The 26,665-nt window shown below is 42.4% G+C and carries 27 protein-coding genes and 2 other annotated features; of the genes, 5 read left to right on the top strand and 22 right to left on the bottom strand.

Features of this window, described 5'->3' with window-relative positions; genetic code table 11:
• Positions 1–116 precede the first annotated feature (116 nt).
• Positions 117–995 carry a ribonuclease HIII gene (gene rnhC / locus JJ692_RS08155; RefSeq protein WP_217273348.1) on the top strand — a complete coding sequence of 293 codons (879 nt, stop codon included), beginning with the start codon at positions 117–119 and terminating at the stop codon, positions 993–995.
• A gap of 111 nt (positions 996–1,106) precedes the next feature.
• A protein-coding gene (locus JJ692_RS08150; RefSeq protein WP_206534229.1) for an IS3 family transposase occupies positions 1,107–2,257 on the top strand; the annotation gives its coding sequence in 2 pieces (ribosomal slippage) (positions 1,107–1,380 and positions 1,380–2,257; 1,152 coding nt in all).
• Positions 2,258–2,321: 64 nt separating this feature from the next.
• Here JJ692_RS08150 and pheT read toward each other — a convergent pair.
• The 3 genes from pheT to JJ692_RS08135 form a co-directional block, all read right to left on the bottom strand.
• Complete coding sequence (gene pheT, locus JJ692_RS08145; protein ID WP_206534394.1) at positions 2,322–4,736, bottom strand: phenylalanine--tRNA ligase subunit beta; 2,415 nt, start codon at positions 4,734–4,736, stop codon at positions 2,322–2,324.
• 15 nt (positions 4,737–4,751) lie between these two features.
• Positions 4,752–5,786: a phenylalanine--tRNA ligase subunit alpha gene (gene pheS, locus JJ692_RS08140; RefSeq protein WP_024425727.1), complete on the bottom strand. Its 1,035-nt coding sequence runs from the start codon at positions 5,784–5,786 to the stop codon at positions 4,752–4,754.
• A gap of 376 nt (positions 5,787–6,162) precedes the next feature.
• Positions 6,163–6,906 carry a TrmH family RNA methyltransferase gene (locus tag JJ692_RS08135; protein ID WP_206534393.1) on the bottom strand — a complete coding sequence of 248 codons (744 nt, stop codon included), beginning with the start codon at positions 6,904–6,906 and terminating at the stop codon, positions 6,163–6,165.
• A gap of 113 nt (positions 6,907–7,019) precedes the next feature.
• Between JJ692_RS08135 and sspI the strand changes: the two genes are divergently transcribed.
• Complete coding sequence (gene sspI / locus JJ692_RS08130) at positions 7,020–7,241, top strand: small acid-soluble spore protein SspI (RefSeq protein WP_024425725.1); 222 nt, start codon at positions 7,020–7,022, stop codon at positions 7,239–7,241.
• Positions 7,242–7,282: 41 nt separating this feature from the next.
• Here sspI and cstA read toward each other — a convergent pair whose 3' ends face one another.
• Positions 7,283–9,079, bottom strand: a complete 1,797-nt coding sequence (cstA, locus tag JJ692_RS08125; protein ID WP_024425724.1) for a carbon starvation protein CstA — start codon at positions 9,077–9,079, stop codon at positions 7,283–7,285.
• A 346-nt stretch (positions 9,080–9,425) separates the two neighbouring features.
• The gene (locus JJ692_RS08120) at positions 9,426–10,514 is read right to left on the bottom strand and encodes a M42 family metallopeptidase (RefSeq protein ID WP_151040371.1); all 1,089 of its coding nucleotides are present in this window, start codon (positions 10,512–10,514) and stop codon (positions 9,426–9,428) included.
• Between the two features lie 179 nt (positions 10,515–10,693).
• On the opposite strand from JJ692_RS08120, the gene JJ692_RS08115 reads away from it, so the two are divergent.
• Entirely contained in the window at positions 10,694–11,098 is a 405-nt protein-coding gene (locus JJ692_RS08115; RefSeq protein WP_024426127.1) for a hypothetical protein, read from the top strand.
• A 17-nt stretch (positions 11,099–11,115) separates the two neighbouring features.
• Here JJ692_RS08115 and JJ692_RS08110 read toward each other — a convergent pair whose 3' ends face one another.
• The 8 genes from JJ692_RS08110 to JJ692_RS08075 all read right to left on the bottom strand — a co-directional run bounded on the left by JJ692_RS08110 (position 11,116) and on the right by JJ692_RS08075 (position 16,691).
• Complete coding sequence (locus JJ692_RS08110) at positions 11,116–11,382, bottom strand: DUF1294 domain-containing protein (RefSeq protein WP_024426128.1); 267 nt, start codon at positions 11,380–11,382, stop codon at positions 11,116–11,118.
• A gap of 63 nt (positions 11,383–11,445) precedes the next feature.
• A complete protein-coding gene (rplT, locus tag JJ692_RS08105) occupies positions 11,446–11,805 on the bottom strand; it encodes a 50S ribosomal protein L20 (RefSeq protein WP_007501659.1) in 360 nt (119 codons plus the stop codon).
• Positions 11,806–11,836: 31 nt separating this feature from the next.
• Positions 11,837–12,037 (bottom strand): 50S ribosomal protein L35, encoded by a 201-nt coding sequence (rpmI, locus tag JJ692_RS08100; RefSeq protein ID WP_003216324.1) that lies wholly within the window; start codon positions 12,035–12,037, stop codon positions 11,837–11,839.
• Positions 12,038–12,061: 24 nt separating this feature from the next.
• Positions 12,062–12,577 carry a translation initiation factor IF-3 gene (infC, locus tag JJ692_RS08095; RefSeq protein ID WP_024425720.1) on the bottom strand — a complete coding sequence of 172 codons (516 nt, stop codon included), beginning with the start codon at positions 12,575–12,577 and terminating at the stop codon, positions 12,062–12,064.
• A 71-nt stretch (positions 12,578–12,648) separates the two neighbouring features.
• Positions 12,649–12,780 (bottom strand) — a sequence feature (ribosomal protein L20 leader region).
• Between the two features lie 128 nt (positions 12,781–12,908).
• Positions 12,909–13,604: an antiholin-like protein LrgB gene (gene lrgB / locus JJ692_RS08090; protein WP_024425719.1), complete on the bottom strand. Its 696-nt coding sequence runs from the start codon at positions 13,602–13,604 to the stop codon at positions 12,909–12,911.
• Positions 13,605–13,618: 14 nt separating this feature from the next.
• On the bottom strand, positions 13,619–14,062 hold the full coding sequence (gene lrgA, locus JJ692_RS08085) for an antiholin-like murein hydrolase modulator LrgA (RefSeq protein WP_056768112.1): 444 nt from the start codon (positions 14,060–14,062) through the stop codon (positions 13,619–13,621).
• A 137-nt stretch (positions 14,063–14,199) separates the two neighbouring features.
• Positions 14,200–14,937: a LytR/AlgR family response regulator transcription factor gene (locus JJ692_RS08080; RefSeq protein WP_044335477.1), complete on the bottom strand. Its 738-nt coding sequence runs from the start codon at positions 14,935–14,937 to the stop codon at positions 14,200–14,202.
• A complete protein-coding gene (locus JJ692_RS08075) occupies positions 14,934–16,691 on the bottom strand; it encodes a sensor histidine kinase (RefSeq protein ID WP_024425716.1) in 1,758 nt (585 codons plus the stop codon). The genes JJ692_RS08080 and JJ692_RS08075 overlap by 4 nt, the downstream gene beginning before the upstream one ends.
• 176 nt (positions 16,692–16,867) lie before the next feature.
• Between JJ692_RS08075 and JJ692_RS08070 the strand changes: the two genes are divergently transcribed.
• The gene (locus JJ692_RS08070) at positions 16,868–17,647 is read left to right on the top strand and encodes an HAD family hydrolase (RefSeq protein WP_041086561.1); all 780 of its coding nucleotides are present in this window, start codon (positions 16,868–16,870) and stop codon (positions 17,645–17,647) included.
• Between the two features lie 53 nt (positions 17,648–17,700).
• On the opposite strand, the gene JJ692_RS08065 is transcribed toward JJ692_RS08070, so the two are convergent.
• From JJ692_RS08065 to speD, 9 genes are all read right to left on the bottom strand, one after another.
• Entirely contained in the window at positions 17,701–18,621 is a 921-nt protein-coding gene (locus JJ692_RS08065; RefSeq protein ID WP_151040373.1) for a methyl-accepting chemotaxis protein, read from the bottom strand.
• A gap of 140 nt (positions 18,622–18,761) precedes the next feature.
• Complete coding sequence (gene thrS / locus JJ692_RS08060) at positions 18,762–20,702, bottom strand: threonine--tRNA ligase (protein WP_024425713.1); 1,941 nt, start codon at positions 20,700–20,702, stop codon at positions 18,762–18,764.
• 45 nt (positions 20,703–20,747) lie between these two features.
• Positions 20,748–20,995, bottom strand: a binding site (T-box leader).
• A gap of 43 nt (positions 20,996–21,038) precedes the next feature.
• Positions 21,039–21,908, bottom strand: a complete 870-nt coding sequence (gene ytxC, locus JJ692_RS08055; protein ID WP_024425712.1) for a putative sporulation protein YtxC — start codon at positions 21,906–21,908, stop codon at positions 21,039–21,041.
• Between the two features lie 60 nt (positions 21,909–21,968).
• A complete protein-coding gene (locus tag JJ692_RS08050) occupies positions 21,969–22,607 on the bottom strand; it encodes a TVP38/TMEM64 family protein (protein WP_025092250.1) in 639 nt (212 codons plus the stop codon).
• Between the two features lie 33 nt (positions 22,608–22,640).
• A complete protein-coding gene (gene dnaI / locus JJ692_RS08045) occupies positions 22,641–23,570 on the bottom strand; it encodes a primosomal protein DnaI (RefSeq protein ID WP_024425710.1) in 930 nt (309 codons plus the stop codon).
• Between the two features lie 16 nt (positions 23,571–23,586).
• Positions 23,587–25,011 carry a replicative helicase loading/DNA remodeling protein DnaB gene (gene dnaB, locus JJ692_RS08040; protein WP_206534457.1) on the bottom strand — a complete coding sequence of 475 codons (1,425 nt, stop codon included), beginning with the start codon at positions 25,009–25,011 and terminating at the stop codon, positions 23,587–23,589.
• A 101-nt stretch (positions 25,012–25,112) separates the two neighbouring features.
• Positions 25,113–25,571 (bottom strand): transcriptional regulator NrdR, encoded by a 459-nt coding sequence (gene nrdR, locus JJ692_RS08035; protein ID WP_003216720.1) that lies wholly within the window; start codon positions 25,569–25,571, stop codon positions 25,113–25,115.
• A gap of 4 nt (positions 25,572–25,575) precedes the next feature.
• Complete coding sequence (locus JJ692_RS08030; protein WP_024425708.1) at positions 25,576–25,962, bottom strand: hypothetical protein; 387 nt, start codon at positions 25,960–25,962, stop codon at positions 25,576–25,578.
• Positions 25,963–26,145: 183 nt separating this feature from the next.
• Positions 26,146–26,526, bottom strand: a complete 381-nt coding sequence (gene speD, locus JJ692_RS08025; RefSeq protein WP_003216492.1) for an adenosylmethionine decarboxylase — start codon at positions 26,524–26,526, stop codon at positions 26,146–26,148.
• Positions 26,527–26,665: the final 139 nt, after the last annotated feature.

Below are 26,665 nucleotides of genomic sequence, written 5' to 3'. Positions count from 1 at the left end.
AAGACGAGCCCTTACCTGTTATGGTACACTTTAGAAATCAATGATATCAAGGTAAAAAGGAGTTATCCACTGTGCCCCAATCCGTTTTAAAAGCAACATCAGAAGACCTCAAAAAAATGAAGAGCGCCTATGCGCACCATTTAACAGACACTTTGCCGCCAGGCGCCCTCTTTCAAGCAAAAGTCCCTGGCTGTACGATTACAGCTTATCGATCTGGGAAAGTGCTCTTTCAAGGACAAAAGGCAGAAGCTGAAGCCAGTCAATTCAGCCATTTACAAGCAGCTGATACGAAAAGTCAAAAATCACCTGCTGTCACAAAATACAGTCCGCCGCCTGGCATTGCTTCCATGTCGGTCGTCGGTTCAGATGAAGTAGGTACAGGTGATTATTTTGGACCGATCACAGTCTGTGCGGCCTATGTTGATGCCAGCCAGCTTGCTTTAATGAAAGAGCTTGGTGTAAAAGACTCAAAAGGATTAAAGGATCCGCAAATTATCAACATTGCCAAGGATCTCATCAAAACCATTCCGTTCAGCCTTCTCGTTCTTCGTAATGAAAAGTACAATACAATGCAGGAAAAGGGCATGAGTCAAGGAAAAATGAAGGCACTGCTTCATAATCAAGTCATCACCTCTGTGCTAGAAAAACTAGATGGAAAGCAGCCTGAAGCCATTTTGATTGACCAATTTGCAGAACCAGGCATTTATTTCAAGCATCTTGCCGGGAAAAAAATTATTCGGGAGCGGACGTATTTTAGTACAAAAGCAGAAGGCATCCATTTGTCAGTCGCTGCAGCTTCCATTATCGCAAGGTACGCCTTTTTAATTGAAATGGACAAATTATCACAGGCTGCAGGCTTTGACATCCCAAAAGGGGCCGGTCCTCATGTAGATAAGGCCGCCGCCAAGCTCATCAAGCTGCATGGTGAAGATGCTTTACGTCAATTTACAAAGCTGCATTTTGCCAACACACAAAAAGCGAAAAAAATGCTATAAAAAAAGCTAGGGCCCAGGGACTGACCCCATAAGATGAGACAAATAAAAAACACCTTCAAGTTTGAAAACGGATCGTTGTAATCCGAAATAAAACATGGAGGTGTTTTTTCTATGGGGACAAGAGTGAGTTATCCGGTTGAAGTCAAGCAGAAGGCTGTAGACATGAGATTGGCAGGCGTATCTATGAAAGAGATCATGCAGGAATTGAATATCAAAAATAAAACGCAGGTTCAGACATGGGTGAGGTGGCATAAGGCTGGGGATACACACCGGTTCGAACAGCCTGTTGGAAAACAATATACCTATGGAAAGGGTCCCGAGTACTCTTCCGAATTAGAGAGACTGCAGGCAGAAAATCGCTATCTGAGTCAACAGAATGAAGTTTTAAAAAAGTACAACGAATTGGAAAGGAAGTTGATAAGGAAACGTCAATCAAACTAGTAGAAGAATTGTGCAAAATGATGACAGTACAGGACATTTGTGTCCATTTAAGCATCTCTCGCGCTTCGTACTATAGATGGAAAAAAGATCTGACTCAGAATCATTCTAAAAAACAACTAGAGAAGCAAATCGGCACGTTGTGCCGAGAGCACAAGTATCGATATGGATACCGAAAAATCACAGCCTTACTAAAAGTGAGAATGCGTATTAACCATAAAACTGTTCAACGTATCATGCAGAAAAACCAGTGGCAGTGCCGGGTTAAAATGAAAAAGCGTAAGAAGAATGGGCAGCCCTATGCCGTGGCCGGTAATATACTGGATCGGAACTTTCAGTCTGATCGTCCTCTTGAAAAACTAGTAACGGACATCACGTATTTGCCTTATGGACAGAAACAATTGTACCTTTCCAGTATATTGGATTTATATAATGGAGAAGTGATTGCGTTTACGATTGGTGATAAGCAGGACACAGACTTTATTTTAAACACACTTGATCAGCTCCCAGCACTGCCTGAAAACTGTGTGTTACATAGCGACCAAGGTTCTGTGTATACATCTTACGAGTATCAGAAAGCTGTTCATATAAAAGGCATTACCATGAGCATGTCCCGTAAAGGGACGCCCGCTGATAATGCCTCCATCGAATCGTTTCATTCCTCGCTAAAGTCTGAAACGTTCTATCTTAACAGCATTGATCGAACTACGACCACCATCGTAGAACGCACTGTCAAAGAATACATTTATTATTATAACAACATTCGTATTCAAACAAAACTAAACAACCAATCACCGATCAACTATCGGCAATTGGCTGTATAAAGGTGTTTTGATCCCTGTCTCAAAAACGGGGGTCAGTCCCCCATGAGGCCATAGCTTTTTTTCTTTAACCGCGTAAGACGGCTTGATACGTATCTTCTAGTGCTTTCAATACTTTTGTATGAACAGCTGTGACTTCTTCCTCGGTCAACGTTTGTTCAGGGTTTAAATATTGAAGAGAGAATGCCACAGATTTTTTGCCTTCTTCCATATGTTCCCCTTCATATACATCAAATACAGATAGGTCTGTGAGTAATTGACCGCCTGCTTCATAGATCACACGCTCCAGCTGTCCGCTTGAGATATGCTGATCGACAACAAGTGCAATATCTCTTGTCACAGCAGGGAATCTCGGAATCGCTGTATATTTCATATCCTTCGTTTCAGACGTCATCACATCTGTTAAATCAAACTCGAACACATACGTTTCTTTTAGATCCAATTCTTTTTCAACGACTGGATGCAGGGCGGCAACAAAGCCAATGACTTGACCATTTAAGTGAACATCTGCTGTTCGCCCTGGGTGAAGACCCTCACGCTCTGCTTGAACATATGTGATTTGGTCTGACACACCAAGCTTTTCAAACAATCCTTCAGCAATTCCTTTCGCTACATAAAAGTCGACAGCTTTTTTCTCGCCCTGCCAAAGATTCTTATGCCATAAGCCTGTCAGCGCACCAGCGACATGTTCTTTTTCCACTGGTTTTGCCCCTTCAGCTTCTGCTAAGAAAACTGAGCCCGTTTCATAAAATCCGAATGAATCAGCTTGTCTTGCCAAGTTATATGCTACAGAATCAAGTAAGTTTGGCAGAAGACTTTGTCTTAGCACACTGCGTTCCTCACTCATTGGCAGAGAAAGTCTCGTTTTATAAGCTGGATGCAGGGCAAAAGCTGTGGACTTATGCTGATTCGTCAATGAATACGTAATCGCTTGAGAAAGTCCTGCGCCCTCTAAGAAACGTCTGACCTTTCTCCGCTTTACTTGGTATGGTGTGAGACCGCCAACAGTGCCGGCTGTCGCAGGCAGTGTAGATGGAATATTATCGTAGCCGTATAATCTTGCAACTTCTTCAATGAGGTCTTCTTCAATCGTAATATCCATTCTGCGGGAAGGAACCGTTACGACAAGAACATCATTTGATTCGCCTACTGTAAAGCCTAGTTTGTTGAAAATCTGAATCATATCTTCTTTTGAAATGCTCATTCCAAGCACCTTGTTCACACGCTCAGTTGATACGTGAATGACATTCATACTTGCTTCAAGGTGATTTTCCTCAACTGTACCACTTAGCACTTCACCGCCTGCATACATACTGATCAATTGAGCTGCTCTTTCTGCTGCCGGTTTCGTACGCTGCGGATCGAGTCCTTTTTCAAATCGTGTGCTTGATTCACTGCGAAGCCCTAAGTCTCTAGATGCTTGACGGACTGTTTGACCGTTGAAATATGCCGCTTCTAAAAGAATCGTCGTTGTCTCATCACGCACCTCTGATTCAAAGCCGCCCATGACGCCAGCTACCGCGTGCGCTTTCGTTCCATTCGTGATGACAAGATGCTTTGATGATAATGTACGCTCCTGCTCATCGAGTGTTTGAATGATTTCGCTGTCAGACGCTTTACGTACAACCACCTGCTTTGAACCAAAGCGGTCATAATCAAAGGCATGAAGCGGCTGGCCGTATTCAAGCAGTACAAAGTTTGTAATATCCACGACGTTGTTAATTGGACGGATGCCTGCATTCATCAATCTTGTTTGCATCCAAAGCGGTGCTGGTCCAACCTTTACATTTTTAATGATCTTCGCTGCATAAAGTGGATTCGCTTCTTGATCCTCAATTTTAACAGAAATATAGTCTGCTGCTTTTTCGGAAGAAGTGTCATGTGCTGTATCAGGAAGCTTGATGACTCTTCCTAAAATGGCGGCAACCTCATAAGCCACACCCAGCATATTCAGGGCATCGGCACGGTTTGGTGTTAAGCCGAGCTCAAGCACCGCATCATCTAATTGAAGTGCTTGGAGGGCATCATCCCCTGGTTTCACGTCATTCGGGAAAACAAAAATCCCTTCTGCATATTCCTTTGGTACGAGCTTGCTCTCTACGCCTAATTCTTGCAGAGAACAAATCATGCCATGAGACTCTTCACCGCGCAGCTTTGCTTTTTTAATTTTAAAGTTGCCAGGAAGGACTGCGCCAACCGTTGCGACGGCCACATACTGTCCTTTCTCCACATTCGGCGCCCCGCAAATAATTTGCACCGGTGCGTCTTCGCCGATATCAACAAGACATTTGTTTAATTTATCCGCATTCGGATGCTGTTCACGCTCAATGACGTGTCCAACGACAACTCCTTTGATGCCTTCGCCTTTATATTCAACGGCTTCCACTTCAATTCCGCTTCTTGTAATTTTTTCTGCTAATTCGGCCGGCTTGATGCCTTCTAAATCGACATAGTCTTCTAACCATTTATATGAAACAAACATGTTGATTTCCTCCTCTTAGTCCTGCTTGAATTGCTTTGTGAATCTAATGTCATTTGTGTAGAAATGGCGAATATCATCAATGCCGTATTTCAGCATTGCAATCCGTTCCACACCCATTCCAAAAGCAAAGCCTTGGTAAGTTTCTGGATCAAATCCGCTCATTTTCAGGACATTCGGATGAACCATTCCTGCACCTAAAATCTCAATCCAGCCTGTTCCTTTACATACAGAGCAGCCCTTCCCGCCGCATTTAAAGCAAGACACATCGACTTCGACAGATGGTTCTGTGAATGGGAAAAAGCTTGGACGCAGTCTAATTTCACGATCTTCCCCAAACATTTTTCTTGCGACTGTCTCCAGCGTTCCTTTTAGATCACTCATGCTAATATTGTGATCGACGACAAGCCCTTCAATTTGCATAAATTGATGTGAATGAGTCGCGTCATCACTGTCACGTCTATATACTTTCCCAGGACAGATGATCTTCACAGGACCTTGTCCGTTATATTTCTCAAGTGTACGTGCTTGTACTGGTGATGTTTGTGTTCTCATCAGTGTATCTTCGGTAATATAGAAGCTGTCCTGCATATCACGTGCCGGATGCTCCTTTGGAAGATTCAGCGCTTCAAAGTTATAATAATCCGTTTCCACCTCAGGACCTTCCTCAACGGTATAGCCCATTCCGATAAATAAATCTTCAATGTCTTCGACAACTATCGTTAATGGATGTCTTGCTCCCATTTTGATTGGACTTGCCGGCAAAGTAACATCGATCGTTTGAGAGGCAAGTTTATTCTTCACTTCTTCTGCTTCCAGCTGTTCATTTTTTTCAGCAATGGCACTAGCAATCTGCTCTCTTACTTCGTTTGCGAGTGCCCCCATTTTCGGTCTTTCTTCTGCGGAAAGCTTGCCCATTCCGCGAAGTACTTCTGTAATCGGTCCTTTTTTCCCTAAATATTGAACACGAATGTCATTGACCTCTTTGAGCGAGCTGGCTGCTTCAACCTTTGCTAACGCCTCTGTTTCAAGCTGTTTTAACGTTTCTTGCATGAGTGTAATCCTCCTTTTGATATACAAAACCGCTCGGATAAACGGCTGTTTGATCGTTTGAAGACAATAAAAAAACTCGTTCCTCCATAAAAGAAGGGACGAGTTGTGGTCGCGGTACCACCCTTGTTAAGCACAAATGCATGTGCGAATAAGCTTCATTGACATAACGGAATCAAACGAATCCGGTTCACCTTTACGCAAAACCTGCGGTCCCGGTGACAACTCCAGAGGTGAATTCCTGTTTCAGCATTCCTTAAATGCACTTTCAGTCTACGATGCATTCTCCCTAAAAGGCCGCTTCTTGAAACAATCTTCCTCTATCATGGTTTTTAAAATATTAGTTTTATTATAGTGAAAATAAACGCATGTTGCAACATTATCCACGCAAATGATAAACAAGAACAGCGGCTGCTACAGCTACATTTAAAGATTCTGCCTGCCCATACATTGGTACATATAAATTTTGATCTGTCATTTGCAGAATGTCTGGGTCAATACCAGCTCCTTCATTTCCAACAATTAATGCAAACGGACCTTCTGCCGTTACGCTTTTATACTCTTTCGCATCTTTTAAGGCACTTCCGTATACAGGTATGCCTCGTTCTTTCAGCTCCGTGATCGCCTGTTGAAGAGTTTGCTTTAAGATAGGCAGGTGAAAATGAGACCCTTGCGCGGAACGGAGCGTTTTTCCGTTAAACGCATCAACTGTTCCGTCTCCTAAGATCACAGCATCAAGACCAGCGGCATCTGCTGTTCGAATAAGTGTGCCTAAATTCCCCGGGTCTTGCACTGCGTCTAATAAAAGAAGCCGTTCAACCTTCTTTTCTTCAAAAACAGGAACTGTACAGACTGCGGCAATGTGCTGAGGCGTTTCTGTTTCTGTCATGGCAGAAAAGGCCTCTTCGCTCAGTTCATAAAGCTCAATGTCAGGCTGGATATGAGAAGGAAGCATATCGGGCGAGGTGACCATTAATTCCTTCACGATCCCGCTCTTTAATGCTTCTTCGACTAAATGTATTCCCTCCACGAGAAACAGCCCCGTTTTCGTTCGTTCTTTTTTCGTATGGAGCTTCTTCCACTGTTTAATGTTTGTGTTTTTAGCTGATTCTATATATTTCAAGCGACGTTAACTCCTTTAATTATCATGAATTTATTATATCTCATGCACACTACATAATAAACCTGTCTTTGAGACAGAATAGGGCTATTACCATCAAAAAAGGAGTGTGGGCAATGGATTTTAATTTAAGAGGCGCAGTCATTCAAAACATTACTGGCCATAATCAAGAACAGCTTGAACATACGATTTTAGATGCTATTCAAAGCGGCGAGGAAAAAATGCTGCCAGGCCTTGGCGTGTTGTTCGAAGTGCTATGGCAAGAAGCATCAGAAAACGAGAAAAATGAGATCCTTGAAACATTAGAACAAGGCTTAAAACCTCAACAGCAGCAATAAAAGAAGCCGGTTTGCTTATAAAAGCAAGCCGGCTTTTTCATTTAGCCAGTGATAGGTGTTTCCATCCGAAGCGCTGGATCACGCCAGATTTCAACCCATTTTTTAATCGCAAACACAATAATGACAAATCCTAAGATCAGCATGATGATCGAAAGCACCGCATTCAGCACGCTGTAACCGGATGCTTCAGGATTGAGATAGACATTTGCTACCATCCAATAGCCTGCATAATTCACCGTCACATATAAGTAAGCAAGCGGAATTAAACAAGTGAGCATATATCGCCTTTTATCTGCAATTTTTAATACAACAGTTGCCCCAATGATTAACCCAACCGAAGCCATTAACTGGTTTGAAACCCCAAACAGCGCCCAAATAGAGCCAATGTCCCCTGAGTAAAGTAAGTATCCCCACATAAAACAAGCAAGCGCACTTGCAAACACCGAACCAGGTACCCAGTCAGTTCGTTTAAGCGGTTTATATGCTTCACCTAAGAAGTCTTGAATCAAATAGCGTGCCACACGTGTCCCCGCATCAATAGCAGTTAAAATAAAGACAGCCTCAAACATAATGACGAACTGGAAGAAGTAAGAAGCCAAATGACTAAAGAACGGAATCCCCGTAAAGATATACGCCATCCCTACAGCCAATGTCACGGCACCACCCGTTCTTCCTTCTAAGTCCAGGCCGATTTCCTTACTCAACTGCGGAAGGTTTTCAACACTCATACCGAGTGTACGGAACACTTCTGGCGTACTGTTTATCGCAAAATAATCCCCTGGATGCAGAGCAGTAGCCGCAATTAAAGCCATAATCCCAACTAAGCATTCCACAAGCATTGCGCCAAACGCAACAGGCTTCATATCACTCCATCGGTCCAGCATCTTAGGTGTTGTCCCTGAACCAACAAATGCGTGGAAACCAGAAATGGCACCGCAAGCAATGGTAATCGAAATAAATGGCCAGACAGGACCAGCTAATACAGGTCCTCCTCCATTCACAAACTCTGTAAACGCGGGGAATTGAATGGACGGATTCACGACAAAAATACCAGCAATCAGCGCAATGAATACACCAATTTTCATAAAACTACTTAAATAGTCCCTCGGTGCAAGCAGCAGCCAAACTGGCAGAGCCGCAGCAAAAAAGGCATAGATCGGCAGGGCAAGAGCAAGCGTTTTTGTATCAAGTGTTAAAAAATCACCTAGTGCCGTTCCTTGAATATTTGGCCCAAGGAATACACCAAACATCAGCAAAATAAATCCCGCAGATGTCGCCAGCTTTAAATTGCCTGTTTTTTTATAATACAGACCAACCCCCATTGCAATTGGAATCGTGATTCCAACTGCAAATGTCCCCCAAGGGTTACGTTCTAAAGCATGAAGCACAACCATAGACAAACCTGCCATCGTGATGGTAATAATAAACAGCATCGCAAGCCCTGTACAAAACCCTGCAACAGGTCCCAGCTCTTCCTTCGCTACCTCTGATAATGATTTCCCCTTTTTTCGCATCGACGCAAATAAGACGACTAGATCATGTACAGCTCCGCCTATGACTGCACCAATTAAAAGCCAAAGGAGACCAGGTAAATATCCAAATTGAGCGGCTAAAATCGGACCCACTAACGGACCAGCAGCTGCAATCGCAGCAAAGTGATGCCCAAATGTGACCCATTTATTTGTCGGCACATAATCTTTCCCGTCCTCTAGCGTGTGAGCCGGTGTAGGATGATCATCTGTGACCTTTAATACCTTGACCATCATAAATGTGCCATAAAGACGATAGGCAATCGCTAAAATACACATAGATCCTATTACAATTGTAACCGCATTCATTTAACCATCCCCTTTGTATAAACAATTTGTTACAAATATAACATAAATTGATTGATTTTTCTTTCTTTTAAAACCAAGTTGACAAATAAGAATAATGTGTTTATTCTTAAGGTAGCTTCACCTACTTCCATAAACTCTCTTTTGACAGGGCATTCTATGGCTCTGTCCTTTTTATTGCTTTCATCTTACAAAAATAAACGCTCGATCACATGTGCCTTATTCACTAGGAAACACTCTCTTCTTTTACCAAAAACAGTTCTTTTGGCTCACCTTGAACACACCGTTCATTTCCTGGGAAATTCAATAAAAAAAGCCTTTCCTCTGTACTGAGGAAAGGCATTCTTCCTTAAGAACCGTACGTAATCTGTTCAACGGTTTTTTGATCAAGTCTTTTGATCACTTCTGTTAAAAGCTTCACTGCATTTTCATAATCATCTCGGTGAATCATTGCAGCATGGGTATGAATATATCTGCTCGGAATCCCGATAGATAGTGATGGAACTCCATGACCTGTTAAATGAATACCGCCAGCATCTGTCCCGCCGCCAGGCATTGAGTCATATTGATAAGGAATGTTCAGCTCATCAGCTGTTTGGACAACAAAATCACGAAGTCCTTTATGAGAGACCATTGAAGCATCAAATACAACAATTGTTGGGCCTTTGCCAAGTTTGCTAGTTGCTTCTTTCTCAGTGATGCCTGGTGTATCTCCTGCTACACCTACATCAATGGCAAATCCAATATCGGGCTGAATTGTAGCCGCTGCTGTTTTGGCTCCGCGCAGGCCTACTTCCTCTTGGACAGTTGCGACGCTGTAAGCAATATTCTCATGCTGAGCATTGTGTAAGTTTTTCATGACATCAATGGCCACTGCACAGCCAATGCGGTTGTCCCATGCTTTTGCAAGGAGCATTTTTTCATCATTCATGACTGTAAACTCAAAGTAAGGAACGATTTGATCTCCAGGCAGCACGCCCCACTCCATTGCCTGTTCTTTGCTTGACGCCCCAATATCAATAAACATATCCGTAATCTCAATTGACTTTTTACGAGCTTCAGGTGACAAGACGTGTGGTGGCTTTGAACCAATGACCCCTGTGATCTCTCCCTTTTTCGTCACAATGGTGACACGCTGGGCGAGCATGACTTGTGACCACCAGCCGCCGACTGTTTGAAAACGAATGTAGCCTTTGTCATCAATTTTTGTCACCATGAATCCTACTTCATCTAAGTGACCAGCGAGCATAATTTTAGGTCCGTTTGCTTTTCCTTCCTTTTTAGCGATCAAGCTGCCAAGGCGGTCTGTAGAGACTTCATCTGCATATGATTCTATGTATGTCTGCATGACTTTTTTGACATCACGTTCATTTCCTGGAATCCCTTTTGCATCCGTTAGGTCTTTCAGCATAGTTAATGTTTGATCGAGCTTTGTCATTCCATTTATCCTCCTTTATCTTCATGGTGCATTCTTATTATACAAAACCTCTTTCGTTCAATACGATCTTTTTATGAATATTTTTTCGTTTTACGAAATATTTTTTTAAAAAAAGTTGAAACCTTTTGGCGTTTTCATTCGTAGTACATCAGATAACGGTATTGGAGGTGCATCCTGTCATGTTTGTAATCCTCATGAGACTAGCTCTTGTTGCACTGCTTGTCTACATCTTCTACATGGCGGTAAAATTCTTCTCAAACCCGAGAAGAAAGCTGAAACAAGCACAATTAAAAGAAGGCTTTTATTTTATGGACGAACAGCAAAATGCGCGCAAAAATTTTAATTTCGTCTATAAAGGTGTCTTGTTTGAAGGGGAGAAGCATGTTCCTTCTAAGGATCATCCTCTGTTTGTCCACTCCATTTACGTTTGGACGGAGTCACCTGAGAAGCTGAGTGAATTTACATTAGAAGACTTTGAAAAACTGGAGGAAAACATTATCGAGCGTTATCCTCAAACAAAAATTGATTGGGATCAGCCTATTAAAAAAATCAAACAAAAAAAAGGAGCAGACACGCCATCCTAATGGTGTCTGCTCCTTTTTCAAATAACTTGGATATATCCCAATAGAATCAACTGCAAAATAATTAATACAGGCATGCCGATTTGAAAGGCAGGATGCTTTGTTTTATGCCGGAAATACTGCATTCCTAGATACGATCCGGCAGCGCCAAAAAGAACCGCAGCACTCCATAAATGCGCCTCTGAAATTCTCCATTTATGTGCTTTCGCCCGGCGTTTGTCCTCACCCATGAGAAAAAAGCCGTAGCCATTCACTAAAATAAGCAGCAGGATCAAAGCCATATTCATTCATTTCACCTCACATGATGAGAAAAAAAGATCACCCCTCGAAGGAATGATCTTTTATAAAACTTACTTGTCTAGTTGTGCTTTTGCAGCATCAGCAAGCTGATTGAATGCATTTAGGTCATTCACAGCAAGGTCAGCAAGCATTTTGCGGTTTACTTCGATACCAGAAAGCTTTAAGCCATGCATTAAACGGCTGTAAGAAAGACCGTTCATACGAGCTGCAGCGTTGATACGAGTGATCCATAGTTTACGGAAGTCACGTTTTTTCTGACGACGGTCACGGAAAGCGTAGTTTCCAGATTTCATCACCTGTTGGTTTGCTACTTTGTATAATCTATGTTTTGAACCGAAATAACCTTTTGCTAATTTAAGAACCTTTTTACGACGCTGACGCGACACAGTTCCGCCTTTTACTCTTGGCATTGTAATTCCCTCCTATGATTCCTATTCCAAATTACTTAATGTTTGCAAGTTGTTGTTTGATACGTTTGAAATCTCCAGCACTTACGATTGCACTCTTACGCAATTTACGTTTTTGCTTTGTAGATTTATTAGCGAACAAGTGACTTGTGTACGCATGAGAACGTTTAAGTTTACCAGAACCTGTTTTTTTGAAACGTTTAGCAGATCCGCGGTGAGTTTTCATTTTTGGCATTGGATGTTTCCTCCCTCTGTTACTTTACTTTTCGACTTTTGGTGCAAGCATGAGGAACATGCTGCGTCCGTCCATCTTAGGTTTTGTTTCTACTGTTGCTACTTCAGCGCAAGCTTCAGAGAAACGGTCTAACACGCGCTGTCCGATTTCTTTATGCGTAATCGCACGGCCTTTAAAGCGGATAGAAGCTTTCACTTTATCTCCCTTTTCAAGGAATTTGATTGCATTACGGAGCTTCGTGTTAAAATCATGTTCATCGATTGTCGGGCTCAACCGAACTTCTTTTAAGCTAATGATTTTTTGATTCTTACGTGCCTCTTTTTCCTTCTTCTGCTGTTCGAATCGGAACTTACCATAGTCCATGATTCGGCAAACAGGTGGTTTTGCATTTGCAGCAACTAACACAAGGTCAAGATTAGCTTTAGCAGCAATTTCCAGAGCTTCCTGGCGGGTTTTAATCCCAAGCTGATCGCCATTTTGTCCGATCAAACGAACTTCACGCGCACGAATACCTTCATTAACTAATTGATCTTTGCTAATAGTGAGCCACCTCCATGAGATTTTGAATTGAGTTCACAATTCATTTTGACCATTTCGTTGTATGTTTTACAGGCAAACAAAAAGTGTGGGCATATAAAACACCCACACTGCGAACATTTGCATGAAAAAATAAATGTACGGTCAACCTGTCAACTACAAACATGTGTCAATCAGGTGAGAAGCGGGTGCTTCTGCTTGTGATATCTATTCAATTCGTTAACTATTCTACACAATTTTCATTTGTCCGTCAAGTAACCGAACTCTTGAAACAACTTTTTCAGTTTAACACGATGAGACGAATTGGGCAAGACTTTTTCACACCATGACACCATCAAAGAATCAACTGCATAAAGATTGGGATGACGATAACGGTCACAACTCCTACGACTACTACGGCGATACTTGCCATCGCTGCTTCTACTTCTCCCATCTCAATTCCAACAGAAACCCCAAGCGCATGTCCTGATGTACCAAGTGCAAGACCTTTTGCCACTGGGTTTTTAATGCGAAACAATTTTAAGAAGAAGGCACCTAGTGCATAGACAATGACTGCGTTAAATATGACCGCAAAGGCTGTGATATCTGCGATTCCGCCAATATCCTTTGCAATTGGAAGAGCAATCGCTGTTGTCGCTGCTTGTGGAAGCATGCTTTTCATCACAGCCGCATCTAAATGAATTCCTTTTGCTACGAGATATACGATCGTAATAGAACAAAGTGAGCCTACAAAAATAGCAGATAAAATTTGCCACCAATATTTTTTAAGCAAGGCTCTCTGCTTATAAAGCGGGATAGCGAAAGCAATCGTTGCAGGCTCTAAGAAAAATTTGATAATCTTGCCGCCCTCATTATAATCTGCGTAGGAAAAACCGCCAACTTTCAAAAATAAAATGCCTAGTACCATCGCCACAAACAGCGGGGTGAACAAGAAGAAGCCTTTTGATTTTTTAAATAAGAATGTCCCTATTCCAAAAGCGACCAATGAGACGACAATGCCAAAATAAGGGCTCATCGTACTTGTACCCATTTTGCATCTCTCCTTTAATGCGTACTTGAAGCTGGTTTATTTGAATGAGAAGGAGAAGATTTACTCTCCTTTGTCTCTTTACGTTTCTGCGGTCTTTCTGATAATTGCATGAGAAGCTGCGAAAACAGCCCTGTCGCTGCAAGTAGCATAATGGTTGCAATGATAATGACACCGACGACTTGCACACCCACTTCTTGCATGACACCTAATGATTGAATAACGGAGATCCCAGAGGGAACAAATAGAAAGCTAATGAGTCCTGTCAATGATGTACCTAATTGCTCGACCTGCTCTAGTTTGACGATTTTCGTTGTTAACAAAACAAATAATAGAACCAAACCAATGACGGATGCGGGCATCGGAATCGGTAAATACATTGAAATGAGATTAGAAACGAACATTACGGTTGCAAAAATAAATGCTTGAGATAGAAATCCATATACTTTCGTGGCACTCATGCCCCTTCACCTCTTTCTTCGACTGCCCTCAGTATAAGACATGAAATAAACAAATGAAGCGTTTACAATGAAACTCGCTGGATTCAATGACTGAAATGCAAAAAACGAGTATTGAAATACAAACAAAAAAAGCCCTCCTACTCTAGCAGGAGCGACTTCTTTAATTCTTTCGCATATGTACGGCTGACAGGAATGATGGACCCGTCTGTCATATGCAGATTATACGTCGAATTAAACCACGGCTGTACTTCTTTCATATGAGAGGTATTCACGATATAGCTGCGATGAACCCTCATAAAGTAAGCCTCAGGAAGTTTCTTTTCAATGACCACAAGCGGTTCTGAGACCTCATACATGTGATTCTTTGTTTTCACGACCTTTTTCCCCTCGCTGAGTCCTACATACATGATCTCTTCAACTTGCAGGATCACAATTGAGTCATCGACTGAGATCGCTAATTTTTGCTGGTGTGGCGCTTTCTCATCTGACAGCTGGTGCTCTTTCGTCTCAACAGATTTCCACTTTTTAAACTTCTGGATGGTCTGGAGCAGCCGCTCTTCATCAAATGGTTTTGTTAAGTAATCAAGCGCACTTACCTCAAACGCCTTCAGCGCATATTGATCAAAGGCTGTCGCAAATACAACCGCTGGCGGATCAGACATCCGGTTGAGCCTTTTGGCAATATCAAATCCGTTCTCACCAGATAAATCAATGTCTAAAAAGAGCAGATCCGGCTTATGGTCGACCATCCGGTCAAAAGCAGATTCTATATTTTCTGCTTCCTCTATTTGAACATCCTCTTTCGTTCTTCGTAATAAGTATTTTAATTCATCTCTTGCTAACACTTCATCATCTACGATTAATACTTTCATCAACGAGAATCATCCTTTTTTACATAGTCCATCGGAATGCGAAATGAGATGTCAGTGCCTTGGTCACTATGAATGGATAAAGCGGCTTGTCTGCCAAAAATTCCTCTTAACCGCTGATCTAAATTAAAAAGGGCTGTCCCTGTTCCTTCTAGTGATTTGACAGGCGCTTTTAATAGCTGAGCCATCTTATCATCTTCAATCCCCTGTCCATTATCTGTCACTTTCATATAAACATGCCCATCTTTCATCAAAGCGGAAACGATGACTTCACAATTCGTTTGATGTTTAGGAAAAGCATGTCTCACTGCGTTTTCAACAAGCACCTGAAGCACAAAGGGCGGAATCATCACCTGCTCCAGCTCCTTTTCAATTTGAAAGGTCACATGGTACTTATTTGGAAACCTTGCTTGTTCGAGTGATAAATATGCCTCCACATGCTGAATCTCTTTATGCATTGGAATCAGCAGCTGGCGGGCACCTTGCATATTTGAACGAAAATAAATACTTAGCTGCAGCAGCAGCTTCCTTGCCATCTCCACATTGGTTCTGCATAAAACAGAGATGGTATTAATGGCGTTAAATAAAAAGTGCGGGTTCACTTGTGCTTGAAGTGCTTTGATCTCTGCATCTTTTAGCAGGCGGCTTTGGGTTTCCGCCTCCCCAAGCTCAAGCTGTGTGGAAAACAGCATCGCCAAACCTTCTGCAAGCTCCTCTTCCACCCTGCTTAATCCGACCGGAGAATTGAAATACATTTTTAACGTTCCAATCGTTTGACCGTTAGAAGTGAGCGGCAGCACGATTGCGGCTTCAAGAGGGCAATGGGCGACTGAACAATTGATTTCGTCCTTCGAATGTGCCTTCATAATCTTGCCGCTCATCAAGACTTGTTTCGACAGCCCCGTAATCAGGCTTTTAGATGGCATATGATGATCTGTTCCATCTCCGACATGCGCTAAAATCTTTTCTGTGTCCGTTAAGGAGACCGCATCTGTTTCAGTCAACCGATGAATGATCTCCGCCACACTTTTACATGACTGTTCATTTAACCCTTGGCGGAAAAAAGGCAGTGTTTGATCGGCGATCGAAAATACTCGATGTGTCTGCATCGCTTTTGCCTGCTCTTCTTGCCGAATGACTGACTGTAAAATAGATAAAAAGATAAAGCTGCCGATTCCATTCACAAAGATCATCGGCAAAGCGATGATACTGACAAGCCCCCATGCATCCGCAAATGGCTTTGCAAACAGAAGGATAATGATCATCTGTAATGATTCCATCGCTACACCAAAAAGGGCTGCTTGGCGAGGTGTGACCATTCGATTCCTCCGCTTAAACCTGCTGCCGACATAGCCTGCAATGACACCCGCTAAAATGGAAGAAATCGCACAGCTGAGCGCAGTGCTTCCTCCTAGGGAATATCGATGAATTCCAGCTAAAAGCCCTGCGCCAATCCCTACAAACGGCCCCCCGATCAAACCACCCATTTCGATCCCCATAATTCTCGTATTGGCGATAGAGCTGGACGAGCCAAGATGATAAGAAAACTCATGATTCATGACAATTTGCTGCTGGATTTCAATTCCTGTGTAATTGCTGATCATACTAAAAGAAGCAAAAATGAAGACAAGAATTGCCTTTTTCCGAAACCCTTGATTATGTAGCAATAGATTGCGAAAACCCTTCACATGGGCAAGCACAAATCCTAAAATAACGATGATCCCCACACGCTCGATCATCATGATAATTAAATGAAGCAAACCGGCCACCTCAAATGATGTATGTCATATCTATTGTCTTTCTATTCTATCATGTGCGGTCAATGATCAAATATCTCTCAAATCTTTTCTTTATTGCCCTCTTCTTCTATTGTAAAATGAACATGAGCCTGACACTTGCAATTGAAGGTAACACATACATAACAAGGGAGAAGATCATGAAAGCCGTATTTTTCGATTTAGATGATACTTTGCTTTGGGACGAAAAAAGCATTCATACAACTTTTCAGGAAACTTGCCGGGAAGCGGAAAAGAAATATGGACTTGATCCAGAATCGTTTGAACAGATTGTACGTGAAGAAGCAAGAAAGCTGTACTCTTCCTATGAAACATATGATTATACTGTCATGATCGGCATTAATCCTTTCGAAGGACTGTGGTCCAATTTTAGTGAACCGATTAGCGAAGGCTTTCAAAAGCTGAACGCCATTGCACCAGAGTATCGTAAAAACGCTTGGACCAACGGCTTAAGGGCAGCGGGAATTGACGATGAGGCATTTGGACAATATTTGGCTGATTTCTTTGCAGCAGAACGCAGAAAACGCCCATATGTCTATGAAGAAACATACCCTGTTTTAAACCGCCTGAAAGGCAGCTACGAATTGCTCCTTTTAACAAACGGAGATCCTAGCCTTCAAAAGGAGAAACTGGCAGGTGTTCCTGAGCTTGCACCTTATTTTAACGAAATTGTGATTTCAGGAGATTACGGAAAAGGCAAACCTGACCCTGGTATCTTTGAGCACTGCCTTCAGCTGTTAAACTTAACAAAAGACGAAGTGATCATGGTTGGAGATAATCCGAAAACAGATATTCTCGGTGCTTCTCGGGTTGGTATCCAAACCGTTTGGATCAATCGCCATGGCAAGAAAAATGAAACAGATGTGACGCCTGATTATGAAATCAAAGACTTACATGAATTGTTTGATATATTAAAATAGAACAAAAAAACACCCTTCTCCTGACGAGATTGGGTGTTTTTGTATTTTTAGAGCTATATGATTGCCGCTAGACTTTGCGCTTGCCGGTCTAAGCCGCGTGCTGCTTCTCCTACAACGATGAATTCCTCACTTGCCTGCTTTACAAGATCCCGGTTTGTAAACACGGTTGTCTTTGCCCGGCTTGTTCCGCTGCTGACCTTCTCTACTTCTGTATGGATCGCCTTCACATATTGATCTACCTTAACGATCGCTTCTTTTGAATTTGTCGCAAGCTTTCGAATTTCTGCTGCTACTACACTAAAGCCATTTCCATAGGAACCCGCATGTGCCGCTTCTATTGCCGCATTTAAGGCGAGCAGCTGGGTTTGTGAAGAAATACTGTTAATGGTTGCAGCAATGGATCTGATGGACTCTACCTGCTCCGTTAATCCTTTTAGCAAGCTCATATTTTGATCGGTTTCGTTTGCTATATGATCAAAGGAAGCATTAACACTTTGACTATGCTGAATGCCAACTTCTGCTCGTTCCATTAATTTCGCAGACATCTCCTTTAAGTCTTCTACAACCTGTTTCATTGTGTGTTCTCTCTCCGTAATATCTGTTGCCACTTTCACAACACCCACTACAGTTCCTTCTTCATCTTGAACAGGTGAATATGTCGCTTCAAGCCATAAGCTGCTGCCGTTTTTTGTGATCCGCTGCACTTTTTCCTGAAAGACTTGACCTTCTCTCAAACGCTTCCAAAACATGTGATAGCTCGTGTGTTCTATAATATGCGGAGGACAGAACTGTCTATGTTTAAGACCGATCATCTCTTCTTTAGAATATCCCATGGCTTTTGCAAAAATATCGTTCACCCATAGAACTTCACCTGTCACATTAAATTCAATCATTGCCAGTGAGTGCTCTAATGCACGAAGAACAGCTGATTGCTCCAATACATGTGACGATAAATTGTTTGTTGTTTGCATCATCGCTTTCATTCCCCCAATTTGTCTCAAACCAATAGTACATACTTACCCTTACTTTTGTACTATCTAAACGTCTCTTTTTAGGAATTGGATCACCAAAAAGAAAAAGCCAGTGATCTAAAGAGAATCACTGGCTGTGCTTATTATTTCTTTGCTTCTGCTACTGCATGTTTCACAAAGGCTTCAAGATCCATTGTTTCTGAATCTTGTTCCCCGTATTTTCTTACATTGACAGCGCCATTTTCTGCTTCTTGATCTCCGACGACAAGCATGTACGGAATCTTTTGCATTTGCGCTTCTCTAATTTTGTACCCAATTTTTTCATCGCGGCTGTCAAGCTCTACACGAAGACCTTCAAGCTGCAAACGTTCTTGTACTTTTTTCGCATAGTCTAAATGAACAGACGGTGAAACTGGAATGACTTGGAATTGTACAGGTGCCAGCCATGTTGGAAGGGCTCCTTTGTATTCTTCAATTAAGAAGGCAACGAAGCGTTCCATTGTAGAAACAACGCCTCTATGAATCACGACTGGACGATGGTGCTTTCCATCTTCTCCGATATATGTGAGATCAAAGCGTTCTGGAAGTAAGAAATCAAGCTGTACAGTGGATAATGTCTCTTCTTTTCCAAGAGCTGTCTTCACTTGTACATCAAGCTTCGGCCCATAAAATGCCGCTTCGCCTTCTGCTTCATAATAGTCATGACCAAGCTCGTCCATTGCATCCTTCAGCATCGATTGTGCTTTATTCCACATCGCATCGTCATCGAAATACTTCTCAGTATCTTCTGGATCACGATAAGACAAGCGGAATGTGTAGTCATTCAAGCCAAAGTCTTGATACACTTCTTCAATTAAGCGAACTGTACGGATGAACTCGTCTTTGATCTGATCTGGACGAACAAAGATGTGTGCATCGTTTAATGTCATACCGCGGACACGCTGAAGGCCGGATAAGGCACCTGACATTTCATAGCGGTGCATTGTACCAAGCTCTGCAATACGAATTGGCAATTCGCGATAGCTGTGCGGCTCGTTTTTGTAAATCATCATATGGTGCGGACAGTTCATCGGACGAAGAACAAGATCTTCGTTGTCCATTTCCATTACTGGGAACATGTCTTCTTGATAATGGGCCCAGTGTCCTGATGTTTTATACAACTCAACATTCGCAAGAACTGGTGTATACACATGCTCATAGCCAAGACGCACTTCTTTATCGACAATGTAACGCTCAATGACGCGGCGGATCGTTGCGCCTTTTGGCAGCCAAAGCGGAAGACCTTGACCAACCTTTTGAGAATTTGCAAAGAGTTTCAGCTCTTTTCCAAGCTTACGGTGATCGCGTTCTTTCGCTTCTTCCAGCAGACGTAAGTGCTCATTTAAATCTTCTTTGCTGAAGAAAGCTGTTCCGTAAATACGCTGAAGCATTTGGTTGTTACTGTCACCTCTCCAGTATGCACCAGCAAGGCTTAACAGTTTAAACTCTTTGATTTTCCCTGTAGACGGCAAGTGAATCCCGCGGCAGAGGTCAAAGAATTCACCCTGCTCATAAATCGTCACAGCTTCACCTTCTGGAATCGCCTCTAACAGCTCAAGCTTCAATTCATCACCAATTGCTTCAAAGCGCTTTTTCGCTTCTTCTCTTGATACTTCAATTCGCTCAATTGGCAGATTGCTGTTAATGATTTTCTTCATTTCTTTTTCAATCTTTGGTAAGTCTTCGGGTGTGATGGCAACATCGATGTCCACATCGTAGTAGAAGCCATTTTCGATGACAGGACCTACGCCAAACTGAACGTGATGCTCTTTTCCATACAGGCGTTTGATCGCCTGCGCTAGCAAATGTGCTGTGCTGTGGCGCATAATGTCGAGTGCTTCTTCACTTTTATCTGTGATGATCTCGATTGTTCCACTTTCTAATAGCGGCGTACGCAGATCTATTTCTTTACCGTTCAATTTACCGGCAAGTGCTTTTTTCTTTAGGCCCGGGCTAATTGATGCCGCGATGTCTTCTGTTGTAGCTGTTTTGTCAAACTCCTTGACTGCTCCATCTGGAAATGTAAGTTGAATTTGTTCTGACATCTCTGGTCACTCCTTTTTTTGGCAATATAAAAACCCCGCCCCCTGGAAAGGGACGAGGTTGAATAAACGGAATCGTGGTTCCACCCTTTTTCCCGTATTTGCAGCTTGCTTTTTCATAAGCAAATACGGCTTGCGTTTCGATAACGGGAATTCCCGTCAGCCATTACTAAAAAGTTCACAGCTGATGTTCAAAGGTGGTAAAGCAAATGGTCCTCTGCTAGGAAGCTTTCAGCCGCGGCTTCCCTCTCTTTAAGCGGGTGTTCATTTGTTCATGTCCTTATCAATACGGTCTCTGTATGAAGTTACACCGTATTATAAAACGTTTTTTCGTGAAAATCAAGAAAGCTTTTCACTTTTCTTGTTGAAATGAGCATGTACAAATTGAACATTCTGCTCTTGGAATGAATGAGACGGGAACACCTCGACCCTTTCTTGAAAAATATTTTGAATGGTTTGCACCATCGAGTGACCTGTATCATTTGTAAATAGGTCAATTTTTTGCGGTGCAATGGAGACAAGCGGTGCAATCAGCTGAGAATCAATATACATTGGATGCTCTCTTACAAACTGTCTGTCTATGTATTGTTTTTGATCACGCTCAGAAGCGTAGCGAAATTCCCAAATCACCAGGCGGTCCTGATGCACAACATGTACTTTTTCGAGCCTAGGCTCTCTTGCCATCACATAGTCTCGAAGCGATTGAATGAAGTTTTGATACTCCTGCTCCATTTTGTATTCTTCAATGGACACTTCAACATAGTTCTTCAGCCTTCGGTCATACTCTGACAGCCTAAATGTCATAAATGAACCAATTGAAAAAACGCCTTGCTGTAAAGAAATCGCCTCAAGCTCCTTTTTTAAAAGGGCTTCTCTTGACGGGTCTTGCTGAATACCGGGAATATCATCTAAATCCCCGTTCATGATACTGTGTGCGATGGAAAGAATTTGGTGCTGCTCTTCGGGATCTTTAAACAAATAGGTGTTTTCAAGGATGCTGCGCATGCGCTCATTTTCTTTGCATTCCAAAAAAAAGTGAACCAGTAATGGCCGCACAATGTGCTCAAGTGCTTCTTCGGATTCCTTCGCCTCTATGAGAAGCCGGTCTTTCCCTTGTTGAATTGACATGTGATGCCGACTGTCCAAGTGTTCAGCAAGATGTAAAAAAGCGGCGGTATCATATTCATCTTCAAAGATTATTTCAAGCATGTTTGTCCCCCCTAACGACATCTGTTACATATATATGGGGGGAACATAAAAAATAGACGCCTAAAATAAATCAGGCATCTTTCTTTTTAAAATGAGTGGAACAGAGATAAAGATCAAATAAATCAAACAAACAACCACTAAGGCGGCATAATTGCCGCTGACAAAGCTTGAGCCGAGAACATTTAACGCAATTGTACCCGGTATTAAGCCTAAAAAGGTGGCTGTCACAAATGCACGATAATTTGCACGTGAAGCAGCTGCCGCATAGCTGACAAAATCAAAATGAATCGGTGCAATACGCAATAACAAAATATAAAGAAATCCATGCTCCTGAATGCGGGACGTCACCGCTTTCAGCTTTCGGCTGTTTGATTCCGTTTCCTTCTTTTTTGCACGAAAGGTTGAAGCAATCATGAAAGAGCCTGTTGCCCCGGCTGTCGCTCCAATGAGGGCATAAATCGTCCCAAGGACACTGCCGAATGCCAAACCTGCCGCCAAGGAAAAGACCGTAATCGGAACAAGAACAAACGGGCGGAAAAGAGATAAGAAAAGAAAAACAAAGGGAGCCAGCATCCCAAATTGAAGCACCCAATTCTTCACATCTTTCGGCGCCAGCTGAAGATGCTGTTTATTCAGCCACCACAGCGCAGCAGCAAGAATGCCAATCCCAAGAAAAAGCAGCCATTTTCTTTTGTTCATTTCATTTGCTCCTCCTTCAGGTGACATACGCTTTTATAAATGACGGCGGTTTTCTCCTTCGAGCAAGACAGGCTCTGCTAAATAGAGAATCCGTTCCATTAAACGAGCGGCTTTGACCTCTTCTTTTTCTCCCCGCTGTGAGTACGTAAAGTGATGCTTCAGCTCGTTTGGTGAGAAATTAGAAGAGAAAAATGTCGGCAGCTGCTCTGCCATACGGTATTGTAAGATCGTACCGAGCAGTTCATCCCGCACCCAGCTTGTCATCGATTCTGCCCCAATATCATCAAGCATTAAAATAGGAGTGGACTTGACCATATTCAGCTTTTCTTCTAGCGTATGATCGGCTAATGAATTTTTTAACTCTCTTACAAATTCAGGCACGTAAACAAGGAGAGATGGGTATTCTTTCTCCGCTAGCTGCTGCGCAATAGCTGCTAGTATATACGTTTTTCCTACCCCAAACTTTCCGTGTAAATACAAGCCTTTTCCTTTTCCAGTCTCATCATAGCTTTGGAGGAATTGACCTACTTTTTGAATGACCTCTTGTCTTCCCACAACATTCAGATCAGCGAACGTCGCTTGAAGGACATTTTGCGGAATATACATGCTTTTCATCAGCTCTTGCTGTTTCTTCTGTCTATCGAGCCGCAGCTTGACTGGACAAGGGGAATATTCAATATCAATACTCTGACCTTTGATCACAAGCTTAGGGTGATACCCATCTAAAATCGCATTAACGTTTTCGTCATCTAAGCAGTAAGAGCAGCCCTTCGACTGCTGCACATATTCAAAGAGCCGGTTCAAGCTGCGATTGATCATGTCTTCATGTATCTCTTCTTGATGCTTCTGTAAAAAGGCTTTCACATCTTCATCAGATAACACACTTTCCTTAATCTGATTGTATCTCACGCGAAAATCTACTCGTCCTTTTAGCTGTTCAAATGAACGACCGATCGGTTTCATCCCATCTCACCTCACCTTAATGTGCATTGTACTTTTTCATATTTTTAAACTGATCTAACAGTTTTTCTTTTTCTCGTTCGAGGTCTTCTGTAGACAGACTGTCCGTTTGCTCTTTTGCCGGCTGTTCTTTTGTTTCGGTTTCTTTCATCCAGTCAGGCAGTTTCTCTTCCCTGACGACTTTTCCTGAACCATATGTGCTGCGCTGCTTTTTCTGCTGCGCCCACTCTGTCATTTGTCTGTTTTCTTCTTTGGCAATTTTCATGGCCGCTGCTACGGTTTTAATTTTCTTTCTCACCCAATGAGCGGCGATTTTTTGCATATATGTTTTTGACAGCTTCATATCTGTTTTGAGTAATGTATAGTAGATGAGAACATTCATGACACCTGGCTCTAGCTGCTGCTCGAGCATGATATCTTCGACAATTCTTAAGTCGGCATATGTTGGCTCAATACCATCTGCCATGTCTTTTAGCAGCTCTCTAGGCGAAATATGATCCAGTTTTTCAATCAATTTTGCATCTGGAGTATCCGCTGCCGGCGTCTTTGAAGCATCTTGTCGCAAGTGTCTTGGCTGTTTTTGATCAATCAGCTTTGGCTGTTCGCCTCTGTATTCAATTTGGTACCAGTCTCTTGCTGCTTTTCTCAGCTCTTCTGTTGAGATCATTTGATCCGAACCGCATGCACCTGCTACAATATTTTGCATTTGAAGCGGGGTGATGCCGTATACAATAGCTAACTTCTTAATTGTTTCTTTTACCTGCTTTGTCAAAGCCTTTCTTGGAATCATCATGTCAGACATACCGGCTAATAATAGATCGAAATCAAAGGATTCGTCTGAGAGCGGTGCCGGCTGACTCGATCCAACGGTCACATATTCATAGCCTTGATCAAGCGATGAAGCCTGATGAATTTCTTCTGTCATCTTGCGTTCGCCTGGCTGCAATACGTGAAAGACTTCTTCAAACGACCGTGAAATGTTCTTTGCTTCTGCAGGAACACCCGGATAGGAGAAATAATCGCGAAGCTGCATATATTTTGCTTTCTCTACACGATGGTACAGCAAAACATTCAGCATACCATCTTGGAAAAATTCATCTGGTCTTAGCGGCGGTACAAGCTCATATGTAAACAGTCTGCCTTCTTCCGTTTCCTGTTCATATGTGCGGAGTAAGCCGATCGCTTCAAGCTTTAAACGTTCCTCAAAAATATCATTTAAATTCGTCTGCAGCATGACCATGAGCTGCCGATGAGGTGCAGGTTTCCCCCACATACGATTTTGTTCCAGCTCACCCCACAGCGTCATGTATAAGCTGAAAGCGGACATGCCAATAAGCGGCTGATATAAAAGAGTGATGAGCTGTCTATCGATGTCACCGAGCAATGAAGCGCTTTTGACGACATACGGATCGACGGCTAGCACTTCCTTCCAATGCTCTGTCATATGCTGATCCTCCCCATGAATTGCGATTGTTTCCATTGTACACTCTTTTTACGTTTTACGCTTTACGCAGGAAAAAGAGCATGAAGAATCTCCAGCTCTTTTTAGCGTTCTTTCTTTAATAGATCTTTTAATTCATCAATAAAGACATTGATGTCTTTAAACTGCCGGTAAACCGAGGCAAACCTGACGTAAGACACTTCATCAATTTTCGCCAGCTCGTCCATGACCATTTCACCTACAAGCTCGCTTTTCACCTCTGACATGCCTTGATTGCGCAGTTCTTTTTCGATATTAAAGCAGACATCCTCCAGCTGCTTTAAAGCAACAGGACGCTTTTCACACGCTTTGATGAGTCCTCTCAGCATTTTTTCCCGGCTGAATTCTTCTCGAATCCCTTCTTTTTTCACCACAATCAGCGGTAATTCTTCTAATTTTTCAAACGTCGTAAAGCGATATTGGCAGCTTTCGCACTCTCTTCTACGACGGATGGATTTCCCTTCATCTACTGGTCTTGAATCAAGCACCCTTGTGCCAAGGTGCTGACATGTGGGACATTTCATTTCATCAGCTCCGATCTATTCTTGGAAGTTGTTTGTCTAGTTCATCATAAAGGGACAGAACGGTCTTCTGACTATAGCCGAAATCTGTTGGCAGGGCCGTTTCTGTTGTCACATTAAAATCGACAGCTGTTTCAAAAGGACGAATTGAAATGACAGTCGCCACGAGAAAGGCTTTTTTCGGCAATCGTATGTTTGCGCTGATTTCACCTCGTTCTGCTGAAACAGATGTTACTTGATAAGAATCGCTTCGGGAAAGAATGGTTTCCACCGCTTGAAAAACTTGTGCATTCGTCGATTTGTAGTAATGGCTTTTCAGTTCTGACACTGGATGCTCGTCAGATGTTTCTGTATGGTTTGACATGAATCGTTTAAACTTTTGTCTTAAAGTCATACACGTATCCCCTTTGCCATAATGCCTCTTTCTTTATTTTATAAAAAAAACCTTTGTTTTCCTAGAACAAAAGTATAGACAAGCTGGGGAATGTTGGATTTTTTATCAAAAAAATATAAAAAGGAGCATAACACAAAGGCATTCAATGCTTTTGGCCAGCTCCCATTGCAATCTTTTTTATGTTTACAGTGCTTTGGCTTGTGCCTGTTTTACTTGTACAGGTCCCATGCCTCGAGGAATTTCGATGTTTTCTCTTGTTTCAGCACCTAATTCATCTCCGATATGATCTGCTGCAATATTCGGATCTAGGTCACCGCAAGTATAAACATCTATGCTCGCATAACCATGTTCAGGAAAGCTGTGAATTGTCAGATGAGATTCAGAAATAATGACAACTCCACTTACTCCTTGAGGTGCAAATTTGTGAAAAGCAACCTCTCTTACCTCAGCTCCTGATTTCAAAGCTGCATTTACAAACGTTTTTTCAATAAAATCCATGTCGTTCAGTTTATCACAGTCGCATCCCCATAGCTCGGAGATAACGTGACGTCCGATTGTTTCCATCATGGACCCCCCTTTAAACAAGAATGAAAGAGTGAAGTTCTAAGCAGCCGGACCGGACATATACCACGGGGGAAAGTTAGTCCTAAGAGGTCCTAACCCTTTAAGTATACCCGAATGAGTCTGCGAACAAGAAGTTCAC

Origin of the sequence: Bacillus sp. 3a, from assembly GCF_017161885.1 — a bacterium.
Taxonomy (GTDB): Bacteria; Bacillota; Bacilli; order Bacillales; family Bacillaceae; genus Bacillus; species Bacillus safensis.
The sequence above is the reverse complement of the archived record's forward strand: the minus strand, read 5'-3'. Positions and strand labels throughout refer to the sequence as shown.